General features: G+C 52.3%; 31 protein-coding genes. 24 read left to right on the top strand and 7 right to left on the bottom strand.

All coding sequences use genetic code 11. The annotated features are described in order from the left end of the window. Window positions 1–77: 77 nt before the first annotated feature. From LC073_RS20415 to LC073_RS20395, 5 genes are read right to left on the bottom strand one after another with little or no spacing between them, the layout of a single operon-like run. Window positions 78–236, bottom strand: a complete 159-nt coding sequence (locus tag LC073_RS20415; protein ID WP_226649311.1) for a hypothetical protein — start codon at window positions 234–236, stop codon at window positions 78–80. Then, complete coding sequence (locus tag LC073_RS20410) at window positions 236–544, bottom strand: DUF6378 domain-containing protein (RefSeq protein ID WP_226649310.1); 309 nt, start codon at window positions 542–544, stop codon at window positions 236–238. The genes LC073_RS20415 and LC073_RS20410 overlap by 1 nt, the downstream gene beginning before the upstream one ends. Continuing rightward, window positions 541–843, bottom strand: coding sequence for a hypothetical protein (locus tag LC073_RS20405; RefSeq protein ID WP_226649308.1), 303 nt, complete (start codon window positions 841–843; stop codon window positions 541–543). Before LC073_RS20405 ends, LC073_RS20410 begins: the two co-directional genes overlap by 4 nt. Next, window positions 840–1,025 carry a hypothetical protein gene (locus LC073_RS20400; RefSeq protein WP_226649306.1) on the bottom strand — a complete coding sequence of 62 codons (186 nt, stop codon included), beginning with the start codon at window positions 1,023–1,025 and terminating at the stop codon, window positions 840–842. Before LC073_RS20400 ends, LC073_RS20405 begins: the two co-directional genes overlap by 4 nt. After that, window positions 1,022–1,375, bottom strand: coding sequence for a response regulator transcription factor (locus tag LC073_RS20395; RefSeq protein ID WP_226649304.1), 354 nt, complete (start codon window positions 1,373–1,375; stop codon window positions 1,022–1,024). Before LC073_RS20395 ends, LC073_RS20400 begins: the two co-directional genes overlap by 4 nt. Before the next feature lie 44 nt (window positions 1,376–1,419). On the opposite strand from LC073_RS20395, the gene LC073_RS20390 reads away from it, so the two are divergent. After that, window positions 1,420–2,352: a hypothetical protein gene (locus LC073_RS20390; protein ID WP_226649302.1), complete on the top strand. Its 933-nt coding sequence runs from the start codon at window positions 1,420–1,422 to the stop codon at window positions 2,350–2,352. Between the two features lie 8 nt (window positions 2,353–2,360). Here LC073_RS20390 and LC073_RS20385 read toward each other — a convergent pair whose 3' ends face one another. Then, entirely contained in the window at window positions 2,361–2,966 is a 606-nt protein-coding gene (locus tag LC073_RS20385; protein ID WP_226649300.1) for a helix-turn-helix domain-containing protein, read from the bottom strand. Window positions 2,967–3,049: 83 nt separating this feature from the next. Between LC073_RS20385 and LC073_RS20380 the strand changes: the two genes are divergently transcribed. From LC073_RS20380 to LC073_RS20305, 16 genes are all read left to right on the top strand, one after another. Next, complete coding sequence (locus LC073_RS20380; protein ID WP_226649298.1) at window positions 3,050–3,298, top strand: transcriptional regulator; 249 nt, start codon at window positions 3,050–3,052, stop codon at window positions 3,296–3,298. A 342-nt stretch (window positions 3,299–3,640) separates the two neighbouring features. Then, window positions 3,641–4,504 carry a hypothetical protein gene (locus tag LC073_RS20375; protein WP_226649297.1) on the top strand — a complete coding sequence of 288 codons (864 nt, stop codon included), beginning with the start codon at window positions 3,641–3,643 and terminating at the stop codon, window positions 4,502–4,504. A gap of 26 nt (window positions 4,505–4,530) precedes the next feature. Further along, a complete protein-coding gene (locus LC073_RS20370) occupies window positions 4,531–4,776 on the top strand; it encodes a hypothetical protein (protein ID WP_226649296.1) in 246 nt (81 codons plus the stop codon). A gap of 53 nt (window positions 4,777–4,829) precedes the next feature. Beyond that, window positions 4,830–5,495: a hypothetical protein gene (locus LC073_RS20365; RefSeq protein WP_226649295.1), complete on the top strand. Its 666-nt coding sequence runs from the start codon at window positions 4,830–4,832 to the stop codon at window positions 5,493–5,495. A gap of 186 nt (window positions 5,496–5,681) precedes the next feature. Continuing rightward, window positions 5,682–6,077, top strand: a complete 396-nt coding sequence (locus LC073_RS20360) for a DUF5675 family protein (protein WP_226649293.1) — start codon at window positions 5,682–5,684, stop codon at window positions 6,075–6,077. Further along, a complete protein-coding gene (locus tag LC073_RS20355) occupies window positions 6,077–6,433 on the top strand; it encodes a hypothetical protein (RefSeq protein WP_226649291.1) in 357 nt (118 codons plus the stop codon). Before LC073_RS20360 ends, LC073_RS20355 begins: the two co-directional genes overlap by 1 nt. Beyond that, complete coding sequence (locus tag LC073_RS20350) at window positions 6,430–6,651, top strand: holin (RefSeq protein WP_226649289.1); 222 nt, start codon at window positions 6,430–6,432, stop codon at window positions 6,649–6,651. The genes LC073_RS20355 and LC073_RS20350 overlap by 4 nt, the downstream gene beginning before the upstream one ends. Continuing rightward, complete coding sequence (locus LC073_RS20345; RefSeq protein ID WP_226649287.1) at window positions 6,651–7,370, top strand: hypothetical protein; 720 nt, start codon at window positions 6,651–6,653, stop codon at window positions 7,368–7,370. Before LC073_RS20350 ends, LC073_RS20345 begins: the two co-directional genes overlap by 1 nt. Before the next feature lie 86 nt (window positions 7,371–7,456). After that, window positions 7,457–7,978, top strand: a complete 522-nt coding sequence (locus LC073_RS20340; protein ID WP_226649286.1) for a hypothetical protein — start codon at window positions 7,457–7,459, stop codon at window positions 7,976–7,978. Continuing rightward, a complete protein-coding gene (locus tag LC073_RS20335) occupies window positions 7,923–9,947 on the top strand; it encodes a terminase gpA endonuclease subunit (protein ID WP_226649284.1) in 2,025 nt (674 codons plus the stop codon). Before LC073_RS20340 ends, LC073_RS20335 begins: the two co-directional genes overlap by 56 nt. Next, window positions 9,948–10,166, top strand: coding sequence for a primosomal replication protein PriB/PriC domain protein (locus tag LC073_RS20330; RefSeq protein WP_226649282.1), 219 nt, complete (start codon window positions 9,948–9,950; stop codon window positions 10,164–10,166). Next, window positions 10,163–11,671, top strand: coding sequence for a phage portal protein (locus tag LC073_RS20325; protein ID WP_226649280.1), 1,509 nt, complete (start codon window positions 10,163–10,165; stop codon window positions 11,669–11,671). The genes LC073_RS20330 and LC073_RS20325 overlap by 4 nt, the downstream gene beginning before the upstream one ends. 9 nt (window positions 11,672–11,680) lie before the next feature. Then, window positions 11,681–13,723, top strand: a complete 2,043-nt coding sequence (locus tag LC073_RS20320; protein ID WP_226649279.1) for a ClpP-like prohead protease/major capsid protein fusion protein — start codon at window positions 11,681–11,683, stop codon at window positions 13,721–13,723. Window positions 13,724–13,820: 97 nt separating this feature from the next. Further along, window positions 13,821–14,192, top strand: a complete 372-nt coding sequence (locus tag LC073_RS20315) for a DUF2190 family protein (protein ID WP_226649277.1) — start codon at window positions 13,821–13,823, stop codon at window positions 14,190–14,192. A 7-nt stretch (window positions 14,193–14,199) separates the two neighbouring features. Further along, window positions 14,200–14,496 carry a hypothetical protein gene (locus LC073_RS20310; protein ID WP_226649275.1) on the top strand — a complete coding sequence of 99 codons (297 nt, stop codon included), beginning with the start codon at window positions 14,200–14,202 and terminating at the stop codon, window positions 14,494–14,496. A 104-nt stretch (window positions 14,497–14,600) separates the two neighbouring features. Further along, window positions 14,601–15,983, top strand: a complete 1,383-nt coding sequence (locus LC073_RS20305) for a PIN domain-containing protein (RefSeq protein ID WP_226649274.1) — start codon at window positions 14,601–14,603, stop codon at window positions 15,981–15,983. Between the two features lie 126 nt (window positions 15,984–16,109). On the opposite strand, the gene LC073_RS20300 is transcribed toward LC073_RS20305, so the two are convergent. Next, window positions 16,110–17,315 carry an IS256 family transposase gene (locus LC073_RS20300; RefSeq protein WP_226649272.1) on the bottom strand — a complete coding sequence of 402 codons (1,206 nt, stop codon included), beginning with the start codon at window positions 17,313–17,315 and terminating at the stop codon, window positions 16,110–16,112. Window positions 17,316–17,392: 77 nt separating this feature from the next. Between LC073_RS20300 and LC073_RS20295 the strand changes: the two genes are divergently transcribed. The 7 genes from LC073_RS20295 to LC073_RS20265 all read left to right on the top strand — a co-directional run. Further along, window positions 17,393–17,803, top strand: coding sequence for a hypothetical protein (locus LC073_RS20295; RefSeq protein ID WP_226649270.1), 411 nt, complete (start codon window positions 17,393–17,395; stop codon window positions 17,801–17,803). Window positions 17,804–17,829: 26 nt separating this feature from the next. Next, window positions 17,830–18,243, top strand: coding sequence for a phage tail tube protein (locus tag LC073_RS20290; RefSeq protein ID WP_226649268.1), 414 nt, complete (start codon window positions 17,830–17,832; stop codon window positions 18,241–18,243). Between the two features lie 2 nt (window positions 18,244–18,245). Beyond that, window positions 18,246–18,671, top strand: a complete 426-nt coding sequence (locus tag LC073_RS20285; protein ID WP_226649266.1) for a phage minor tail protein G — start codon at window positions 18,246–18,248, stop codon at window positions 18,669–18,671. Beyond that, window positions 18,671–18,937 (top strand): phage tail assembly protein T, encoded by a 267-nt coding sequence (locus tag LC073_RS20280; protein WP_226649263.1) that lies wholly within the window; start codon window positions 18,671–18,673, stop codon window positions 18,935–18,937. Before LC073_RS20285 ends, LC073_RS20280 begins: the two co-directional genes overlap by 1 nt. A 3-nt stretch (window positions 18,938–18,940) precedes the next feature. Beyond that, entirely contained in the window at window positions 18,941–21,160 is a 2,220-nt protein-coding gene (locus tag LC073_RS20275) for a phage tail length tape measure family protein (protein WP_226649261.1), read from the top strand. A 2-nt stretch (window positions 21,161–21,162) separates the two neighbouring features. Beyond that, the gene (locus LC073_RS20270) at window positions 21,163–21,633 is read left to right on the top strand and encodes a hypothetical protein (RefSeq protein WP_226649259.1); all 471 of its coding nucleotides are present in this window, start codon (window positions 21,163–21,165) and stop codon (window positions 21,631–21,633) included. A gap of 4 nt (window positions 21,634–21,637) precedes the next feature. Continuing rightward, window positions 21,638–22,892: hypothetical protein (locus LC073_RS20265; RefSeq protein WP_226649258.1), on the top strand; the 1,255-nt coding region annotated here is incomplete at its 3' end.

Raw genomic sequence — 22,892 nt, 5'->3', positions numbered from 1 at the left:
GAGAAGTTTCAGCAGGTTATTCCTGCCCATTCCCAGCATTCGGGCGGCCTGGGTGACGGTATAGGGTTTTGTCTGGTTCACGCTGCCTCCTGATTTTCCTGTTGTGGGGCTTGGCCCTGGATGGTTTCGGAGAGTGCGGCGATTTGTTCGCGCATGCTCTCAATTTGAATTTCTTGCAGCTTTACCTTGTTCAGTAGTTCTACGTACAGATCTAAGATTCGGCTGAACTCACTCATTAGGCGGCTCTGGCTTTTGCTGCGGCTTCGCCGGCTAGGCCGAAATAGGCTGCGCCGTCCTCATAATCGTCTGCTACAAATAGGCCGCTGCTTGCGCGGGCCTGTTTGAGCAGCACCATAAACATCCAGCCTTCTTCCTCGGTTAGATGGTTTCCGTAAAGCGCGTTAAATGCGTTTACGGTTTTGGCCATAGAGCGCTCGCCGTTTTCGCTATCGCGCTGTTCGGCGCGGTGGCGCATGTGATGGACGCCTTTTTCCAGAAAAGCGTGGGCACTGTAATCCGCTGGGGAAAATTCTTTATCGTTCACGCTGCATCCTTCCTCTGTATTGCCAGGTGGTTCCATTCGCGGCAGAGGGCATTCATTTTTTTATCGCCGTCTGCAATCACGCTTTGTGGTGCTCTCCCGTGGTAGCGCAGGTTCATCACATTGAGGGCGTGTTGGTAGTTGTCGCCATCCAGCAGGGAGAGGTTTGCAACAGGAACTGCAAAATCACAGCTATTCCAGGCTGAAAGCAAAACCTGAGCGGCTACCTCACTCGCGCCGGAGTTCCCCTTGGCTACGGTGAGTAAGGTTTCAATGCTCTGGGTTGGGCTGAAAGTATTCATGCGGCATCACCTCCAAAGGGGGGCCAGTTATTGTTTTGTATTGGCCGTGCAAAAGTGGGTTTTGGCTGCACTAAGCGAATATTCGCTTTGTGGTCGGTGTTGGCGATATCGATACGGCGTTTCAGCTGGTCGATATGGTTTTTGCTCATGGCCGTTGGATGTACAAACACGGTGGCGGTCATGCGATTCCCTCCCGGTTGTTGCGGATGCGAATGGTTCGAACTGTGGGGCGGCGCTGGAAGCGGGTGCGCAATTGGTCTTGGGCATCTGCATTGATGCCGCTGAGTACGCAGGCGAGCAGGACGAAATGAATTAATCCGTGCTTTATCGCTTTGGCCACTGCGTCTGTGCTGCTGCGGGCGTGGAGTTTGTAAAAGCACTCAGCCAACAGGTTGCTTACGTTCGTGACTGAGCACTGCATGGCCTGGGCCGTCTCGCGATTGGAGAGTCCACGGGCGCGATGGGTAAGCGCTTCGGCCTGGCGTGGGGCCAGCGGTCTGTAAATAGGCGCCATTTCTTGCTGCGAGGCCATTTCATGTAACCCACATGGTTATTTGATAAGCTGAGAATAAACAAGTGGGTTATGTGCTGTCAACAGGTGGGTTATGTAATTTTTGGCAATTTATGTTTAATCTCATGCTAGAAAAACAAGGGAGTGTTTTTATGGGACTTCAAGAGTTTCTTATTCTGGGTGGGGTGCTGTTTGCTCTTTGGCTGCGTTACCGTTTTGTTCGAGCCCGGGCTGAACATGAAGAAAATGTGCGTCGTGAAAATGAACGGCTGAGAGGTAGCCATCAGAGAACAGTGGAAACTTCTACTAAGGAGCAAATAGATTCTGGTGAAAATTATGATGCCTGGGAAGGCAGTTTTGGGGATGCTACTGCGCCAATAGAGGTCAGTGCTCATTTGCAGATTGACTATACAGATGGCGACGGGAAAAGTACGACTCGATCTGTGAAGGTGAAAAAGTTCGATGAGATGTTATCTGGCGGTATGGTAATAGGTTTCTGTGAATTGCGGAGAGCTACACGTACTTTCCGGATTGATCGCATCTCAGAGTGCATGGATTTAGAAACTGGAGAGAGTATTTCTAGTGTTAGAGACTTTCTGATCAATAAATTTGAGGCATCACCAGAAAGGGTTATTGATACTATTGAATTGGAGTTTTCAGATGTTCTGAAAATCCTTTACTTTGTTGCAAAGGCCGATGGACAGTTTAAAAAAGAGGAGGCAAATGTCATAGCAGAATACTTACGAAAGCTAGTCTCTGATGATCGGGTCAACTTTAAAATGGTAGATAAAGTGCTTCGTAGCTATGACGTCCCGTCACTGCAATCATTCAAATTGGCAGTTGGTCGAGTGATGAAAGCTCAGGAAATTGATACCGATCTTTTGATTGATTGTTGCAAAAAGATCGTGGATACACAAAAAACAGTTCATCCAGCTGAGAAGGCTGCATTAGAGTACTTGGTTAAAAGGCAAGCCATGAGTCCTGTAGATCGAGTGTAGAGTTTCTGCTATTTGACCATGAGGAGCAAGTTGCTTTTCAGGACGGCAGCGTGCTCCGCTGTAAAGGAACCTTCCTTAGATTTTTCTTTGATTAGTAGGATCAGCTCTTGAATTTCAACTGGCAGTTGCTCTTTGTCTGTTTTGTCATAGTCTGGTGAGGTTTCCAGAACTTTCTGGACTTGGGGGTAGTCAAGTGATCCCTGAGGGAGCTTGAGAGCAGTTTCAATTTTACGTGCATCACGAGAGCCAAGATGCTCATACTCTCGCATGATTCTAAGTACGGTGCCTCGGTCTAAAATAGACAATTCATCTTCAATTACAGACTCCCCATAGCGCTCAATAAGGTAATCAAAATTTGTAGCACGGATACCTTGTATTGTGGAGTCTGCAATAGATTCTGCGACCCAGCTGATATCAGTTGGCTTGCAGTTTAGTAGTTGAGCAACCCGAACAGAGTGTGGCGCTGAAACCCCTCGTTTCCTCCAGTGGGTTATTGACTGTGGGTTCACGCCCAGTTCGCGCGCAAGGTCAGCCCATTTGATGCCTGCATCTCTTGCAAGGCGCTCAAATTCTGCCCCTTTTAACTTTGACTCTTCTGAACGTTTCTTTTCCATAACCGCGAAGTTTACACGCGCACCTATTGCGCGGACAGAACCCACATGTTTATACTTGAAGTGTAAACAAGTGGGTTCTAACCATGTCTGAAGCAATCAATGATGCGATCAAGTTCTTTGGTTCCGCTCGGGGGCTGGCCGGGCAGATTGGGGTGACCTCTATGGCCGTCAGCCACTGGAAAAATCGAGGGATACCCGTTACTCGGGCTCTACAGATCGATGTTCTGACAAATGGTGCTGTTTCAAAGGAACGCCTACGTCCTGACATCTTCTCACCCTTGGATGCTGAAAATGATTCTGAAGTATCCGCAGAAGTTCGGGAGGCAAGTTAAGCCCGTGCGGGTTTGTGGGTGAAACCAGAATAACGATCATTTTCAAATCCCCATTTTATTGTCCTGCCATTCTGCGGTGATTGAAAGTTGGGATTAATTCATTGCGGTATATGGGGATTTGTACAGGGTTATCTCAAACAACCACAGGAAGGGCCGGTGAGGGACGCCAACCCGGCCCGCTTTGATGACGGCGGGAAAGACCGCTGACAGCCGGGAAAGACCGGCATTCATTTCTCTGCGCCTTTGGTGCTTCTGTTGGGTGTAGTTCGCTATGCACGAATAGTGAAATCAAGGATAGGTAAAAAAAATGACCCATTCATTTTTCTTCGGGGGGGCTGCTGCATGATTCGTCGAAGTGCTCGGCCGTCTTCAAATTATTTGGTGGTTGCTAATTCCGTTGTTTGCGATCGCCGTATTTCTTTTGCTGCTGGCGGTTTGCTGCTGCATCTGTTGTCAAAGCCTGATCATTGGGAGGTTTCCCCTTCGGCACTAGCCAAAGAGGCTCAGGAGGGCAGGGACAAGATCTACAAGCTATTAGGTGAGTTGATTGATGCTGGTTATTGCAAGCGCATTACTCGGCGTGGTGAGCGGGGAAAAATAGTCGGTACGGACTATGAAATCTCTGATACGCCACAAGAAGCTGATCCACTTCCTGAAAACCCGGATACGGATTTACCGGATACGGATTTACCGGATACGGATTTACCGGATACGGATTTACCAGATACGGATTTACCGGATACGGATTTACCGGATACGGATTTACCAGATACGGATTTACCAGATACGGGTTTACCGTATCCGGATTTGCCGACACAAGAAAGTAAAGATACTAAGAAAGTAACTAATCTAGAAAATAACCAGAGAGAGGGTGAGCAGGGGGGTGCGGTTGCTGTTTGCCAGGAGCAGGCCCCGCGATCCAAGTGTGGTTCCCGCCTTCCCGATGATTGGCAGCTCACCCAGGAATTCTACGATGAGGCGGCCAAGGTTCGCCCTGAGGTGATGCACCAGATCTACGATATCGCGGCCAGCTTTGGTGATTACTGGAAATCTCAGTCTGGCAAGCAGGGGGTGCGGTGCGATTGGTTGGCAGTGTGGCGCAATTGGGTGAGGCGGGAAAGGTTTATTCCTCCACAGCGCTCCGTGCCCCAGCAGCGAACGCGAGACCGTCCAATCGGTGAAATCTTGTCAGACACCAGCTGGTAAACACGAAACATCAAGGAGCGATAGCTATGACCGTTGTGACACTTATCGAGGCCAAAGAGCGAATTTCTAAAACTGTAGCCAGCCGGCCATTGGCGGCATTCCGCACGGATAACCCGCGCCAAGTGGATCTGGTGTTTGCTCATACGGTGGTGACTCAAAATAAAATCCGAGAGGTGCATGAGGATTATCTGGGGACTTTCCACCGGGATAATTTGCATGTGGCGAGGAAGGTTTTTCAGGAGCATTTCGATAGTTTTCAGGTGGCTGCGTGATAGGGCCCGGCGGGGCCAGTTGAGGTTAGTGTTTACAGTCTTGGGGAGGTGACATGAGATTCGATTCAGCGAGACAGGCTTGGCATGATGCCTTTGATGGCTCTGCGGCGGCGTTTGATTATGAGGCTATGGGCAATAGGAGCACGGTCACCTCAAAGGCTCGGCGAGGGCGGAAATTAATTATTCGGGGTGAGGTGCAGGGAGAGGCTAATCAGGTGATTTGCCGCATTGATGCGCCTCGGGTGAGTGGTGTTGAAACGATTGTGGGCAAGGGTAGCGGTAGCCGGGTTATGGATTCCTGTGAGAAGGGAATCATTCAGAGCGTGGTTGCCAAGCTGAGACAAAGTGATCCACTGGCTTACTGCTGGGGCATGGCTGCCTATGCGCCACCGGCAAAAAGATTTAAAGAGCGGGCGGCGCTGTTGCAATACTTGATGTCTGAATTCGATAAGTGGGAGGAGCCGCACCCGAGGGATAAGGTTAGCCAGTTGGCGTTATTTTGTATTAGTGCGAGTGCGTTGCGGGATGTGAATGGGCGTAAGGTGGATGTGAAGCAGGCCCGCGCTATTGTTGGCTGTAATAAATCCACCTGGGATCTGGAGTGGAAGAATATTTGGCGTAAATTACAGAGGCGTTTGGACCCGCTACCAGCGCGTGCTTTGGGCCCTGTTTCTGAGATTGTGGAGAGTTACAAAGAAAAGTTTCTGAAAGTGGGTTGACAGACTTTGACCCAGGATGGTACTTTTTTTCTAGCTTGCGGTTTTTCCGCTTGCAACAGAAACCCGGCTCCCCCAGCCGGGTTTTTTCGTTTCTGACTTTCTATTTTTCATTGCTCCATCACCTGTACTTGGCGGCGTTCTTGTGGGCGCCGTTTTTTCATTCCTTAGCTCTGCGAGCGGAAATTCATGAACTGCAATCTGCAACGATTCGCCTATGGGCCTGATGCCACATTGGGGCGGCTGAGAGTGCGTGACTGTGTGTTTTATACGGTAGAGCGCCCGTGGCTGGGTAATCGTCCATTCGAGAGCTGTATTCCTGAAGGGGTTTATTCCTGTAATCCCTATAACTCACCTAGGTTCCCGAATGTGTGGGAGCTGCAGGAAGTCCCTGGTCGTACAAAGATATTAATCCACACCGCTAATTATTCGGCAGATGTGCAGGGCTGTATTGGTATTGGTTCTGGCCTGGCTCCCGGTGGCTGGTGGGTGATGCAATCCCGTAAGGCAATGCAACAGTTGCGAGAGCTGCTGCCGCCTGAGTTTGACCTGACAATTACGCACTATGTGCCGGAGTATCCGTGATGGGTATTTGGTCTGGAGTTAAGGGTTTATTTGCTGGCCCCGAGTCTGCGAGCAAGGTGCTGGATGCCACTGTAAATACTGTGGATGCGGTGTGGTTTACCAATGAGGAAAAATCCCGTTGGTATCTCAAGTACCTGGAAGCCACGCAACCGCAGAACCGGGCACGACGATTAATTGCCTTTCTGGTGACCTTGGTTTGGGCGCTGCTGGTTTTATTTATTGCGGCGGCCATGGCTTTCAAGGCCCCTTTTGTAGCAGACCTGAAGGGCCTGCTGGTTGATGTGGTTGTGCAGCCTTACAGCATCATCATCGGCTTCTATTTCGTGAAGTCGTGGGTGAGTGAGGTTAACCGGTGAACACTGTAGCTCAAGAGGCAGCGAGGGAAGCCATGGTTCAGAAGGTCGCCAGTGCAACCACTACGGTTGCTGCGGGTACAGCGGTAGTCGGTGGATATGCAGCACAAGAGTTATTGGCGGTGGGTGGTTTCTTGATTGCTTTGAGTGGGTTCATTGTGAATTGGTATTACAACCACAAGCGCTTGAAGCTGCAGGAAAGGCAGCAGGAGGAATCCTGATGCAGGTTAGTGTGAAGCTGGATACCTCAAAGTTTGATCGAGCATCGGCTGAATTAAAAAAGCAATTACCTTATGCCAGCTCGATTGCCCTAAATAACGTGGCCTTTCGTATACGGGGAGAAGAGCGCTCAGCGATGGGGCGTGTATTTACAAACCCTGCAAAGTTAACGCTGAACTCTGTATTGGTAAAGAAAGCCACGAAGCGCTCAGGAATTGCCAAAGTCTTTATCCGTGATCAGGTTTCCAACGGCACAGCACCAAGCAAATATCTGGCCCCGTCGGTCATGGATGTGAACCGAAACGACAAGCGCTTTGAGCGTGCCCTGCGGCACATGGGTGTCCTGCCTGCTGGTATGTATGTGGTGCATGGCGAGGCGGCGAGATTAAACAAGCACGGGAATATCTCGGTCGGAACTTATAAAAAAATCCTGGCTGAATTACGGGGTAACCCTGGCTCTACAAGGGGGGCAGGTAGTGCGCAGGGTAAAAAGGGGAAATATTTCGTTGGCAAAGTTAATGGTGTCTTAGGCGTTTGGAAGAGGGCAGGCGGTAAGCGCCGGCCAACGGTTAAGCCCATTCTGATATTTCTCAAGGGGAAGCCAGACTACCGCAAGCGATTCCCTTTTATTCGAATAGCTGAAGGCATAGCCCGTAGGCATTTGCCATTAGAGCTTGATAAGGCCATGGACCATGCGATTGCGACCGCAAAAAGACGTTGAACGGGTCCTCCTGAGGGGGCCAACACACGGGTGATTCGGACCCCGCTTTCTTAACAGATATCTAAAATTTCCTAGGGGGTTATACCTTGGCTGGTGATATCTCTCTTGATGATCAGGCCACTCAATCGGGTTTTGCTCGTTTGGTTGGCGCTACTCAACCGGCAATTGCCAAGCACTACAAAGCTCAGCTTTTTACTGAAGGTGCCAGTTTCAGAATTTGGCTACAGGAATACTGCGAGCGGCTGCGTACAGAAGCGGCAGGCCGTCAGGTTAGCGATGCTCGTAGTCGCCGAGATATGGCCCAGGCAATTGAATCCGAAGTGAACGCACAGCTAAAAATGCGTGAGCTGTATAAAGATGATCAGCTGATTGTCGATATTGAGTCTGTACGCAAGGCGATGGTGGAGTGGTCCACCATTGGCAAGAATGAATTTTTAGGAGCGGTGGAAAGCATCGTGATTGCTATCGAGAGCCAGCATGCCATTACCGTCGACCGCGAACCCCTACAGCCAAACATTGACGCTGCCCTCAAAGCTATTGGAAGTTACGAGATTGAATCTGAAGAGGCTGGTGGAGGAGGTGCGCCCGGCCTGGATACCGCAGCCTAAAATCCCACTGATCGAGTGGTTGCCAGACAATATCAAACTGCCCTCGGAGGATAGCGATAACGCCGGCTATTACCGCAACGACTATGTGCCTTATTTCTGGGGCGTGATGCACGCACTGGATAATCCCGTGTCGTGGATGGTGGTGATGCAGAAGGCCGCGCAAATCGGTTGGACGGTTCTGCTGGCCACCGATATCTGCAAGGTCGCCGTCACCGACCCGGCCCGCATCCTGATGCTGTTTCCCAAGGATGAGAAAGGCCGGCTGTTTATGGATGAAAAGCTGGTGCCGATTATCGAAGGATCGCCAGCGGTGAATCGGGTGATCGATGTCACCACCAGCCGCAAGGGCGGCAGCCGCTCAACGCGCAAGAAATTCCCCGGTGGCGAGGTGCGCACCATCGGCTCCAACTCCATCTCCAATGTGAAATCCACCACGGCCCGCCGGGGCTATGTGGAGGAGCCGGACGATACCAACAAAGATGTTGGCGATCAGGGCGATTCCATTCGCCACCTGCGCGAACGCCTCAAGCGGATGCGTAATAAGAAATTAATTATCGGTGGCACCCCGGCGGTAGCGGATCTCTCCCAGGTGGAGCACTACACCAAGCTCGGTACCATGCGCGTGCTGCCGGTGACCTGTCACGATTGTGGTGACTCCCATGTACTGGATTGGGAAAACGTTCGCTGGCTGAAGAAAGAAGAGGGCATACCGCATCCGGTATTCGGCCTGCACCAGCCTGATACTGCAGTTTATGGCTGCCCGGAATGTGGCAGCGAGTGGGATGACTACCGCCGCCAGGCCAATATCCTGCAGACCTGTAAAACCGCGCGGGAGAACGGCGACGATTTTGCCGGCTGGGTCAAAACCCAATGCGGAGAGGATTTCGCAGAAGATGAAATCGAACCGATAGAAACCTTTATGGAGCTGTCGGAACTCTATGTGTGCATCCCCGGTACCGGCCTCGCCGATGTGGTGCGGGATTTTCTCGAAGCCGAACACGAAGCCAAAAGCGGCGACGAATCCGCGCGCATCGTATTCCAGAACAACAAACTGGGCAGGCCCTACCAGTATGCCGCCAGCCGTTTGTTGGATCATGAGGAGCTGCAGAAAGCCGCCGAGGATTACCCAGAATTATTCTGCCCCGCCGGTGGCCTGCTGGTAACGGTGGGCATCGATGTGCAGCACGATCGCCTCGCCATCAGCATCCGCGCTTTCGGTCGCAATGAAGAAAGCTGGCAGATGTTCTGGGGTGAAATCGACGGCGATACCGCCGACAAGCGTGACGACTGCTGGGATGCCCTGGACAAGTTGGTATTCCAGCCTTTTAAGCACGAACGCTTTGGTGAGATCCGCGCGGCAGCGGTCAGTATCGACTCCTCCGATGGGGGTACCAGCAACGCGGTGTATCACTGGGTGAGAACCCGCGATAAAAAACATCGCGGCGTGCTGGTGATGGCCATCAAGGGCGACAGTAACGACTTCGGCACCAAGGAAATTTTCTCCCAACCTAGGCAGGTGGATTACAACAATCCCAAGCGACGCACCAAGGCCGACCGCCACGGGGTTCGGGTTTATATGGTGGGCACCCATAAGGCCAAGGATCTGATCGCCAAGCGTCTGCTCGGCACCAGTGCTTATATGCACAGCTGCAAGCATGTGCGGCAGGACTACTGGGAACAGGTCACCGCCGAAGTGAAAGCTCCCAGCAAAAAACACAAGGGCCGGGAAACCTGGCAGCAGCGCCCCGGCAGGCCCAATGAGGGCACCGATACCGAGGTCTACGCCCTACACGCAGCCCACGCCAAGGGCATGCACAAATACAACGAGAAAAAGTGGTCCACCATCGAATCGCAGCTGGGCCAGCGCACCTTGTTTAGCGAATCGGATCAATCACCGGATCAACCTCAGCCAGCCCCGAAAAAACCACACCGGCCAGCACAGCCGGTGGGCTCCCTACTGGATAGTTAAATGTCTAAAACCGCACAAGCCATGGTCGACCTCTATATCGAGGCCGAGATAGACGTGCTCGCCGGTAAAACCACGGTGATTAACGGCCGCCAATTTACCGCAGAGAACCTGCAGGACATCCGCGCCGGCCGTCAGGAGTGGGAGCGCCGTGCGTTTCAAGAAAAACTCAAGGCTGCCGGCAAACGCCGCGGACCCGCCTACGCGAACTTTTACTCATGAACAAACTGGATTCTGTTATCGGGTTCTTTGCGCCCGAGGCTGCCCTGCGCCGTGTGCAAGCCCGCCGTGCCCTGGAGATTGCCGCCGCCTATGAAGCGGCACGGCCAAGCCGGCTGAGGAAAAATCCCGGTGATAACCGCAGCGGGGATTTAGTGATTGAAGGCAGTGTGGAAACCCTGCGCGGCCAGGCCCGGCACCTGGAGCAAAATCACGATTTTGCCTTTGGCATCCTCACCACCCTAGTCAACAACATCGTTGGCCCGCGCGGTATCGATGTGGAGTTCCAGCCCAAGACCTGGGATGGCGATATTCACGAAGGCCTCGCCAGTCAAATGAATGAGGCCCACAAGGAATGGGCACGGCGCCCGGAATGCACCCGGCAATTTAGCTGGGGCAAATCCCAGCGGCTGCTGTGCAATACCTGGCTGCGCGATGGCGAAACCCTGCTGCGGCACTTACAGGGCACTGTACCTGGATTGAAGCACCGCACCCCGGTGCCTTACACCATCGAATGCCTGGAACCGGACTTTTTGCCGGTGGATTACAACGAGCCCAGCAAGCGCATAGTGCAGGGTATTGAGAAATCCGCCTGGGGCGAAGCCAAGGCCTTCTGGCTCTACGACGAGCACCCTGGAGCCTCACTGAACTGGCGCATGAAGCGCAGGCGGCACACGGCAGAAAATATCGAGCACCTGAAATTTGTGCGCAGGCTGCACCAGAGCCGGGGAGTCTCCATCTTTGCCGCGGTGATGAATCGCCTCAACGATATCAAAGACTATGAAGAAAACGAGCGCGTTGCCGCCAAGATTGCCTCGGCCATGGTTGGCTTTATTCAGAAGGGTAGCCCTGATACTTATGAGCACGATGATGCTTGGGATAGCGAAGGAAAGCGCATTCTCGATATCCGTGCCGGTGCCATCTATGACGATCTCCGCCCAGGGGAATCTGTCGGCACCATCCAAAGTAATCGCCCCAGTGGCCTGCTAACCCCGTTTTTAGAAACCATGCACCGCATGGCCGCCGCCGGCACCATGGCCAGCTTTAGCAGTATCAGCAAAAACTACAACGGGACTTATAGTGCGCAGCGCCAGGAACTGGTGGAACAGTGGGCCAATTACGAAACCCTCAGCCTGGAATTCTGCGAGGAGATCGTAGAGCCGGTCACCCGGCGCTGGGTGCAAATGGGTTTATTAGCAGACGCCTTTCAAGTGCCTGCTGATGTAGACCCGGCCACCCTGATGCATGTCGATTTTATTACCCCAGTGATGCCCTGGATTAATCCAGCCCACGAAGCCAGCGCTGATGAAACCCTGCTGGAAAATGTACTGGTCAGCCCACAGCAGACCATCCGTCGCCGCGGCAAAAAGCCGGATGATGTGATCAAGCAAACCGCAGCCTGGCAGAAAAAGTTGCAAGAGAACGGTATTACCACCCCAAGCAAACGCGCTGCGGTCCCCGCAGAAAAAACTGAGTCCGGCTCCGAGTCTGACTCCGACTCTAAATAGGAAACCGCAATGCCTAAAAAATCCTGGTACAGCATTACTGCCGCTGCCAATACCAGTGAAGCCGATATCTATTTGTACGATTACATTGGCTACTGGGATATGACTGCAAAAGACTTTGCCCGCGATCTCAAAGCGCTTGGGGATGTCAGCAAGATCAACCTGCACATCAACTGCCCCGGTGGTGATGTATTCGATGGCACCGCCATTTACAACCTGCTCAAAGATCATAAAGCCGAGGTGGAAACCTGGATTGAAGGTATCGCAGCCAGTATGGGCAGCGTGATCGCGCTCGCTGGGGATACGGTCCATATTGCCGAGAACGCCTATTACATGGTGCACAACCCCAGTGCCGGTGTGCGAGGCGATGAACGTGCCCTGGAAAAAACCAAGAGCCTGTTGGCGAAAGTCAAAACCACCATGAAAAGCCTGTATTCCTCCCGCACCGGAATGACCGATGAGGAAATTAGCCAAGTGATGGATGACGAGACTTGGTATACCGGCGCCGAAGCCGTGGAAGCCGGTTTTGCCACCGATACCACCGCAGCAATGGAAATGGCTGCCAGCTTCAGTGCCGATCACTTAAACCAATTCAAAAATACCCCTCAAGCCATTAATGCATTGGTTATGCAGGGGTCCACTGAATTTAGATTCCCGTCTGCGGTTGCAGACAACTCACCCCAAACCGAGGAGGCGCAAGCCATGCCGAACACTACCTCCACCACGCCAGCTGCAACCGCTGCGACCGAGGTTACCCCAGAAATGAAAGCGCAGATCGAAGCCAGTGCCAGAGCACAATTTGCAGCGGATGAGAAAAAACGCAAAGACACTATTAAAGCCGTTTTTAAAGGCTTCGAGGCGCACAGCACGGTAATGCAATCCTGCCTGGATGATATGGACTGCACCGCTGAAAAAGCCAAAGACCAGCTGCTCACAGCCCTGGGCAACCAAACCCCAACCCCGGTGCAAAGCTACAGCGTAGTGGTGCAGGAAGGTGAGGGTATCAAGCGCATCAAGGCGGATGCTGAGAATGCCATTGCCATGCGTGCTTTTGGCGAGAAGCGCGCCGAAGGGAATAGTATGGCCGGCTATACCATGCTGGAAATTGCCCGCATGTTTATGCACGCCCACGGACAGAATTTAGCGGGCTTGGATAAAATGGGCGTAGTGGCTGCAGCCTTTACCCATAGCTCCGGTGACTTCGGTACGGTCCTCGGCAATATCGCCAATAAAGCGATGTTAAAAGGCTATGAAGAAGCGCAGGAGGTGTTCCAGAAATTTACCAGTGTCGGCAATCTCAGTGACTTCAAACTGGCCACCCGCACCGATCTGGGCAGCTTCCCCTCATTGCGCCAGGTAGCACCGGGGGCAGAATTTAAATATGTAACCATGGGCGAGCGTGGCGAGACTGCAGCACTGGCCACTTATGGCGAGTTGTTCGGTATTACCCGCCAGGCCATGATCAATGACGACCTAGGGGCCTTTACCCGTATCCCGCAAAAGATGGGCTTAGCAGCCGTGCGCACTGTGGGAGATCTGGTATTTAGCATCCTGCTCAACAATCCCAAGATGGCCGATGGCAAGGCCTTATTCCATGCCGATCACAAAAACCTTGCAGCTGCTGCAGGTATCAATACCAGTAGTATTGATAAAGCGCGGGTATTGATGGGTAAACAGCAAGATGGCGATGCCTACCTAAATATTCGCCCGAAATTCCTGATCTGTGACTTGGCCGATGAGGGTGCAGCGAAAGTTGCCCTGGAGTCAGAGTTTGAAGTAGGTGCTGCTGAGAAATCCAATACCGTTCCCAATAGCGTGCGCAATATTGCAGAGGTAGTCTCTGATGCGCGCCTTAGCGGACATAACGGCTGGTATCTGGGTGCCGATCCGAATATGCACGACACCATCGAAGTGCTTTATCTGGACGGCCAGCAAGCCCCAGTGCTGGAACAGCAAAACGGATGGAATATCGACGGGGTGGAATTCAAAGTCCGCCTGGATGCCGCTGCCAAGGCCTGGGACGCAAAAGGCATGGTGAAAACGCCCAAGACCTAATACCCAGTTCAAACCGAATCAAACCTTAAAGAACCCAAAAAGGCCGCACATCGCGGCCTTTTTGCTTTCAGTAATTTACTCGATTGAGAGAAAGAGAATGGCTACTAATTTTATGCAAGACGGGCGCATGCTGGATTACACCAACAGCACCAGCGCGTTGATTACCTCTGGCCAGGTGCTAGCAGTAGGTGCAGTGCTGGGTGTGGCGATGGATGATATCGCCGTGGGTGAATCCGGGGTGATCGCTATTGATGGCGTATTTACGGTGCCCAAGGTATCCGGTGCAGTGATTAGTCAGGGGGAGTCGCTCACCTGGGATATCTCTGCAGCAGCCTTTGACGATAGCGCCGCAACAGCCGCAACCGGCGATATCACTGGCCCCGCCGCCTTTGCTGCAGAGGCTGCCGGCGATGGTGTTACCAGCCTCGCGGTCAAATTTACCGGCGTACCGGGCACCGTGAAGGCTTAGGTGATCCATGGATCTGGACCAACGAGCCGCAGAGCGCGCGTTTCGTAAATGGGGCAAGCCCGCTACTTATACAGACGGTAGCGGGGCTGAGCCTATCGATTGCCGTGTGATAAAAGATCAGGAGGTTGACGAGTTCGAAGAAGAGGAACGCGTGCGGGTGCCGCGTGTTGAATTGAGCCTGCTGGTGAGTGAGGTAGGGACCTACAGCTCAGGGGCGGTGATTACGCTTGGTGGTGTGGCGTATAGGGTGCGTAAGCGGCTGGCTGATGATGGGGTTGTTTGGCGGGTGCAGGTGGATGGGTAGTGTTTAACTACCCCTTCCCAATGATATTTAAATTGTTGAGAATGGATAGGATGCAATGAGAATAATTTTTTGATTAATTGTTAGATATTCGATAATAGTAGATTATGAGAGATGAATTTAAGGGCTTTTATGGCCTACAAGAAGATGAGTATAAAAAGCTTTGGGGAGAGGCAGTTTTTGTATTTGATACAAATGTTCTACTTAGCCTGTATAGATATCAAGAAACTACTACGACTCAATTAATTGCTGTCATTGAGAAGCTAAAGGAAAGAGTGTGGATCCCATATCACGTCGCACTAGAATATCAGCGAAATCGGCTCGACGTTATTGCAAGTCAAAATAATAAATTTTCTGAAGTAAGAAAGGTTGTAAGTAACGGTACTTCCGCTATAAAAAATGAGTTGGATGGTTTGAGTCTAAAAAAGCGTCACTCTACCATTGAGCCTGATTCTTTTATCCAGGATATAAATGACGCGGCTGAAAAGTTTTTATCTGAGTTAGCCCGTTTGGAAGAAAGTCATTTTAGTGTAGTAAGTGAAGATCAAATTAGAGTTAGGTTGGATGAGTTGTTTAAAGGAAGGATAGGGGGAAAACCTAAAGATCAAGATACCGTTAATGTATTAGAAAAAACGGCCGAAGCTCGATTTAAGTCAAAAGTTCCACCAGGTTACATGGATGATGATAAAGAAAAGTCAGGTGAACCCATTTTTTCATATGGGGATCTTAGTTACCAAAGGAAATACAGTGATTACATAGTATGGTCGCAAATTTTAGATCATGCAAAGGATAACGAAATAACAAATTTGATATTTGTTACAGATGATAGTAAGGAAGATTGGTGGTTGAAGGTCAAGCAAAACGGCGAGAAGACTATTTCGCCAAGACCAGAACTAATTGGTGAAATAGCCGAGCACGCAGGTGTGGAGCGCTTTCATATGTACAGTTCAGAGAATTTTCTTAAATATGCCAATGAGTTGTTGATTGCGGAAGTATCTGAGGCGGCAATCGAAGAGGTTAGAGATGTTGCCCGAACTCGTAATAAAGAACATGTTCAATTGACGTCGTTGCATGAATCAACTTTCGTTTTGGAAAAAGCAGTGCTTGATTGGGTTACAATGCGCTACCCTGTCGTAAATGTTGAAATTGGTACTAATGAGCCAGTTGATTTTGTTGTAACTTCCAGAGGAAAAGAAATTGCTTTTTGTGTTAAGGTAGTTCTTTCTCCTATTCAGGCTTTAGGTTGGTTAAGTCGTTCTATTGATAGAATTAATGTAAGTGAAAATTATGATGAGTTGATTGTAGTGTTTGTTGTTAATGCTTTTGATGATGCTGAATCTTTGGAGATTCTATTGACAGAAAAGTATGGGATATCTCTCTATAAAAAAATCATAATTGGGACTGTAGATTCGGGCGAAGAGGGTCGGGGTGCTTTAGAGTTCGAACCTTATTTTATTTTTCCAGGATTTTTAAGCCCTAGTGAGTTTTAGATTTCATCAAAGATTATTTTGTACAAAAAGGTACTGCTGAACTGTAGTTTTCCAAGCCCGCACCAGCGGGTTTTTTTATGCCCAAAATTCCGAGGGTGTTCAGAACTCTGTGTCAGCCATATAGCCTCATAGGCTGATGTGTTTTTCCAAACGGTCCGGGAAGTGAATCGTCAGCTGCGACAGCGTCAGGTTCCAATTCTGAATCGGGTGTGTCCAACGTTCAGAGGCCTTGAGTATACCGGCGTACAGTAGCTTAAGTAAGCCGTTCTCGCTGGCGAAGCCGCCTTTGGTTTTGGTCAACTTGCGGAACTGGCGGTGGACCGCCTCAACGGCATTGGTCGTGTATATCGCGGTGCGCACATAGTCTGGATATTTGAAGTAAGCAGACAGTGTCGCCCACTTACTGCGCCAGGATTTAATGACCATCGGATACTTGTCGCCCCACTTGGCTTCGAGCTCATCCAGCGCGCTCTCAGCAGCATTCAGGGTTGCCGCCTTGTATACGCACTTGAGGTCAGCCATGAAGGCCTTCTGGTTCTTGGAGGCAACGTACTTCAGCGAGTTGCGGATTTGGTGAATGATGCAGTGCTGGATCTCAGTTTTGGGGAAGATGCTCTCGATGGCCTCGGGGAAGCCTTTCAGGCCGTCTACGCAGGCGATCAGGATATCCTGAACCCCGCGATTGTGTAGGTCAGTGAGCACGCTCAGCCAGTAGTGAGCGCCTTCCTGGTCGGATAGGTACAGCCCCAGAAGTTCCTTCTTGCCCTCGATATTCAGAGCCAGAATGGTATAAATGGCCTTGCTGACATAGCGGCCATTTTCTTTGATTTTGTAGTGGATGGCGTCGAGCCAGACAATGGGATAGACCGGTTCCAGATCTCGCTCACGCCACGCCTGCAGCTCCGGCAGCAGCTTATCGGTAACCGCGCTGATGGTGCCATTGGAAAGCTCCATGTCATACATGTCAGTGATGTGGGTGCGGATATCCTGATAGCTGTTACCCAGGGCAAAGAGGGCGATGACCTTGCGCTCCAGTTCATCGGTTAGGTGCGTCTGGTGCTTCTTGACGATCTGCGGTTCGAAGGTGCCAGCCCGATCGCGCGGTGTTTCCAGCTCGAAGGTGCCCGCGGGGCTCTTCATGGTCTTGGAGGTGCGGCCGTTCTTGCGATTGGGGTTGTCCTCGTTGGCGAGGTGCTCCTCCAGCTCCGCCCGCATGGCGGCTTCAGTGAGCTGTTTGATCAGGGGAGTGAGGATACCGTCCTTGCCACTGAGGTCTTTGCCCTCACGCAGTGCTTTGACGGCGGCATCCATATCGAAGGTTGGTTTTGTCATAGGTCATCTCTTTTTGGTCGATGATAAAGAAATGACACAGAATTCTGAACACTACCAAAATTCCTAGAGGTTCTCCAATGACCCAACGCATGGCAGTCCGTGATGCCGTTTTAAGCAAGCTGCAAACTCTATCCGATTACACATTTCCACCCCCTGGCACCACAGAAGAAATAGATTCAAAAAAGCTGCCGGCCATTGTGGTGGGCTTTGCTACTGAAAACATCGAGCACGAAATGTATGGCGGTACCAGTCGGCAGCTGGATCTGACTATTGCCGCGTTAGTAAAGAGCGATGGCGATATATATGCCGCACTGGATCAAGCGGCTGCAGATATTGAGAGCGCCCTGCAAGATGATGCCACTCTGGGCAACACCTGTGACTTATTCCTACTCAGCCAAACCCAGTTTGCCCTGGATCAGGATCACCCACTGGGCGAGGTTCGATTGACCTACAGGGCCCAGTATTCCACTGATCCATCAGCCCTTTAACTCAACAACTCAATAAGGTCTTAGCTATGGCACAAGGTTATAAAACAAAATTTTCCCGCAGTGATGATGGCAGCTCCTATACGCCAGTGGCGGGCATGTTGGATATCGACCCCGGCGAGGAGTCGCGCGGTTCTGTTGAGATGACGCCGATTGATGGTACCAGCGGGTATATGGATTACGATCCGTCAGGCTTACGTGATGCCGGCGAGGTTTCCATTACTTTGATCTGGAAAGAAACAGATAGCGGCCAGCTGGCACTGCGGGCAGATTACGATTCAGATACCAATAAGTATTACCAGATTGAATATCCTGAAGGCACGACAGTAGAGTTTACCGGCCATATTACCGGCTGGGGTAAGGCAGTGCCCAAGGATGACAAGATCACTCGCACCGTGAAGTTCAAAATCTCCGGTAAACCCACAGTAACCGCAGGCAGCTAACAATGAATTTAGTTCCTACCCCTATTTTAGAATCCGAAACCGTTGTATTTGGCCAGCAGGAAGTGGAGTTATTTGAGCTGAGCGCCTACCACCGCTGTGAATATCTGCAGAAGACTACAGAAGATATTCCATTGCCGCAGGATGAAGAGTTGCCGGAAACTGAGCTGGAAAATTTTGGCCAGCTTTGGGCTTTTCGTAAAGGGGAGGTGAGCAAAAAATTACTGCTGGTAGCTTACGCCATCTGGATGAAGCCGGATTGCCAGGATTCACTGGAAGATATTCACCATGGATTAATCCGCAGCGTTACCCCTAAGTTGATTGACCAGCTCTATATCCCTGCTGCCAAGCTATCCGGGCTTTTCGTCGATGTCCAAACTGAGAAAGCGGATAGCGAAACAGAAAGCGAGGAAACCGAAAAAAAAGGCTAGTGCCGGGTTTTCACTTTGCCCGGCAGCTCGCACGGGATTTTAACCGTCCTGACTATTTCAATATGTTGCGCTCTATGAGTTCTACCGAGTTTGACCACTGGTATGAATATCACTCTGAGCGACCACTACACACCGAAGTTCAGCAGTGGCAGCTAGCTCACATTGCCGCCGGTACCTTGGGAGGCAAAGTCTCTAACTTCCTGCCTCAACCGCACAAACCCAAAACCGTGCAGCAGCAAATCGCAATCTGGAACTCCATGAGTTGAGCAATGGCAAAACAAACTTCCATGGCCACCATGGTGGCGAACCTGGAGCTGCGCTCCACGCAATATAAGCGGGAGATGGCCCAGGCGGCCGCGCGCAATAAACAGCTCACCCGCGAAATGAAATCCACCAGCGCCGCCGGCAATATGTTCGGTCGCTCTATGCGTGGTGCAGCCCAAGGTGTTGCCGCCATAGACGGTCCCCTGGGTGGGGTGGCCGGTCGCCTCAGTGCTGTTAATGGCCTTGTCACAGGCGGCGGTTTGGCCTGGGCTGGTTTCGGTGTTGCTGTCGCCGGTGCCACAGCGCTGATGTACAAGAGCGTCCGCGCTGCCGAAGAAATGGAACGGGGCCAGCTCAAGATCGAAGCGCTGTTAAAAGCCACCGGTAATGCCAGTGGCCGCACGGCAGACGAATTGGATGAGCAGGCCCGTTCGGTGGCTCGCAATACCCTGGCCAGTATTTCCGGCATACGCGATGCACAGGGGGTGCTACTGACATTTAAGTCCGTGCAGACCGATGTATTTGATCAGGCCATTGTGCTGTCGCAAGACCTGGCGGCGGTGATGGGTGGCGATGCCAAGAGTGCAGCATTGCAGCTGGGTAAGGCGCTGGAAGATCCAGCAACGGGATTAACTGCGCTCAAGCGTTCTGGGGTTTCTTTTACCGAAGTGGAAAAGGAACAGATCAGGACCATGCAGGAAAGCGGCCGCGTAGCCGAAGCGCAGCGCTTTATTCTCGCCAAGTTGGCCCAGCAGGTGGGCGGCGCCGGTTCTGCCGAGGCGGGCGGCCTAGCCGGCCAAGTCGATACCCTGAGCCAGAACTGGCAAGAGTTCCTGGAGGCCATGGGCAGGACCGAAGAGGCTTCCAAGAGTGTTGGCTTTGTCGCGGATGCGGTGAGCTGGTGGCGCACCGTGTTGATGCCCACTGAGGCGGAGCAGAGCGCGGATAAATACTTCGAGCTGCAAGCGAAATACCTGCATCACCAAAAACAGCTACAACAGGCCACTCGGGATGGTGTACAGGTCCAGATTCAATACCAGAGCCATCTCGTTGCAAAATACCGCGCGCAGTTGCAGGAAATGAAGGACGCCGACCTGAAAGCGGCGATGGCACAGCGGGAAGAGCGCAAGAAAGTTTCGGAGGCAGCGGCTGAGGCTCGCGCGCAGGCCGAGCGGGAGCGCGTTGCGGCCGAATTAAAACGTCAGCAGGAAGCGGGTTCGGCTCAGTTGATTCAGCTGGACCAATTTCTGGCGGATCGCCAGGGGAAAATCCGTCTCGATCACGAACAGCGCTTGCGGCAAATCGCCTCTCTGCACGTTGGCGAGCAGGATTTAACCCGGCGAGGTTATGAATCCCTTGAGGCTCTACGTCGAGAATATGCCGAGCGGGAAATACAGCGATATAACGATGCCATTGCCGGTCAGCAATCCAAAGAGCGCGGGGAAGATGGCCTGACCGAATCCGAGCGCGAGGGTATCGCCGCGCGGGTGGAAACCCTGCAGCAATCCTGGCTCAGTGAAATGGAGCAGTTGCAGCTTCAGCAGGATGCAGAAATGCAGCTGCTGGATCAGGCTTACCTCAGCAAGATTATTGCCCGCGACGAATACGAACGCAGCCTGACCGAGCTGGAAAAAAAACATCAACAGCAGCGCCAGGCGATTGACGAGACAGCCGAAAAGGCCAGGCTAAATAGTTACGTCGGTGGGGCCAAGCAACTGCTGGCCGCCGTTGGTACCCACAATAAAAAGCTGGCGGCGCTGCAAATGGGGATGGCTGTCTATACGGCTGGCACTGCCATGGTGCAAAACATTGCTGAGGCGTCGAAGGTCGGCTTCCCGCAAAACATCCCATTTATTATCGGCGCAACCACTCAGGGCATACAGATAGCCAACCAGTTGAGCAGTATCAAAGAACCTGCCGGCATCGCTCATGGCGGCCTCGACTATGTGCCGAAAGAATCCACCTACCTGCTGGATAAAGGCGAGCGGGTTTTATCCCCAAATCAAAATGCCGATTTAACCAAGGCGTTAAAAGGCCGCTGCCCAGGGGGAAATATCACCATCATTCTGAAAGAAGACCGTGAAAAAGGCTGGCAGGTCGAGCGTGCGCAAGGACTTACACGAGAGGATGTTCTTAACATCGTTTCGACCGATGTGCATGAGGGAGGCCAAGTAGCCAATACGTTTGAATCCACTTACCACAGTCTTTCCCGCACCGGAAATTAATCATGGCCTTAATTAAATACCCTGCGGAGCTCCCGGCTCCGCAGCTGGACGGCTATGCGCTGAAAAAAGTGGACAACCGCATCCGCGCGGAAATGGTCAGCGGTCGCGCACGGCAGCGGCGCAGATTTGCCAGGGTTCCCACGGAGCTCCCTGTTAAGTGGCGATTAACAGCCAATAAGGCCGCTATTTTCGAGGGTTTTGTCACCCACGCATTGTCCGATGCGATTGCCTGGTTTAGTGCCGAGGTACTCACACCCCAGGGGCTAATCCCCCACAAGATGCGCTTTATTACCCATCCCCTTAGCGACTGCAGGCCACTGGCCCCCCGTATCTGGGAATACAGCGCGCGCATGGAAATAGAAGACCGGATTGTGCTCACCGAAGAGCAGACCGTCGCGGGCCTGCTGGACCCGAACACCATTCAACAATTTAGCCGGGGCGTGGCCCACGCTGTGGATAGTTATCAGGAATAACTTTATGAGCACTTTTTTTGGTTCGGTGGCGGAGCTGCAAAATAGCGTTGATGTCCTGAATGAAATTTTAGCTGGTGATGAGTTCAGCACGGTGGAGGTGGAGGGCATTAGAAAACCGACCATCAGCAAGGCCATTCAGGACCACTTGGCTGCAGTGCTGGCGCTGGCGCAGGGGCGCATGTCCTTCCAAACCAAGGTCGCGTTGGATGCTGCCGGCGCGCCCCCTGGCAGTGAGCTGGCAGAAGTTTGGAATGATGCCTCCGAGGAAAATAATGGGTTGTACGGCTGGAATGGGACGGCCTGGGTGAAATCGCCCTATGACCCCACCGCCTCGATTATTGCAAACCGCAAGGCGCTAACGCCACTCGCCACCGCCGGCTCAGCGCCGGGATATGAGTACATTATTACGGATGAAGCGGGCAAGATTGCGTTGGGTATCCGCGAGGATGGCACGGTCGAAATACCCGCGCTGGCGGATACCGAAATAGCCGGTGGTGAATTCGTAGGGGCTTCGGGCTATCCCGGCTATGCGTTCGCGCTGACCGATGCGGGCGGCCAGATTGCGCTGGGTGTCAGGGATGATGGCACGGTCGCCATACCGGTGTTGGAGATTACAGACAATGCCGGTAACGAAATCGTAGATGTCTTTGGTTATCCCGGCTATGCGTTCGTGCTGACCGATGCGGGCGGCCAGATTGCGCTGGGTGTCAGGGATGATGGCACGGTCGAAATACCGGCGCTGCAGAGCTTTGATACGGAAAGCGTGCGTCTATCGGGCACTTACAGCCATTCACTCAACTATATCTGCAATGCCGGCCAGTCACTGGCCGGGGGATCGGATGGAGAAATCACACTCACGCAGGAATACGATAACGTGGGCTTTCCGGCGCACGCATCCAGCCCGAGCGCGGCGCTGCCGCTTACCGTTTCAAACACCCAGTGGTCTGCGCGGGGCGAGTCGCCAATCTACGGCACCTGCGGTTTTATCAAGGAATTGATCCATAGCGAGAATGGACTGGGTCATGAAGACCTCAGCTACCGGTTGCTCGGTTGTAACAATGGTGACAGTGGCGAAACTATCGCTGCGCTGAGCAAGGGCGGAACGACGGGCATGTATGAGGCGGCGATCTCGCAGGCTGCCGCCGCCCAAGGTATCGCCAAACAGGCATTGGCCTCGGCCAGTTTCCAGGCCGTGACCTGGACGCAGGGGGAGGCCGACATCGCGGCGGGCACTTCACAGGCGGACTATCTCGCGGCGC

The sequence above is a fragment of the Microbulbifer variabilis genome (assembly GCF_020524905.1).
In the GTDB taxonomy this organism is placed as follows: Bacteria; Pseudomonadota; Gammaproteobacteria; order Pseudomonadales; family Cellvibrionaceae; genus Microbulbifer; species Microbulbifer variabilis_A.
This window is presented reverse-complemented; position numbering and strand designations above follow the sequence as displayed.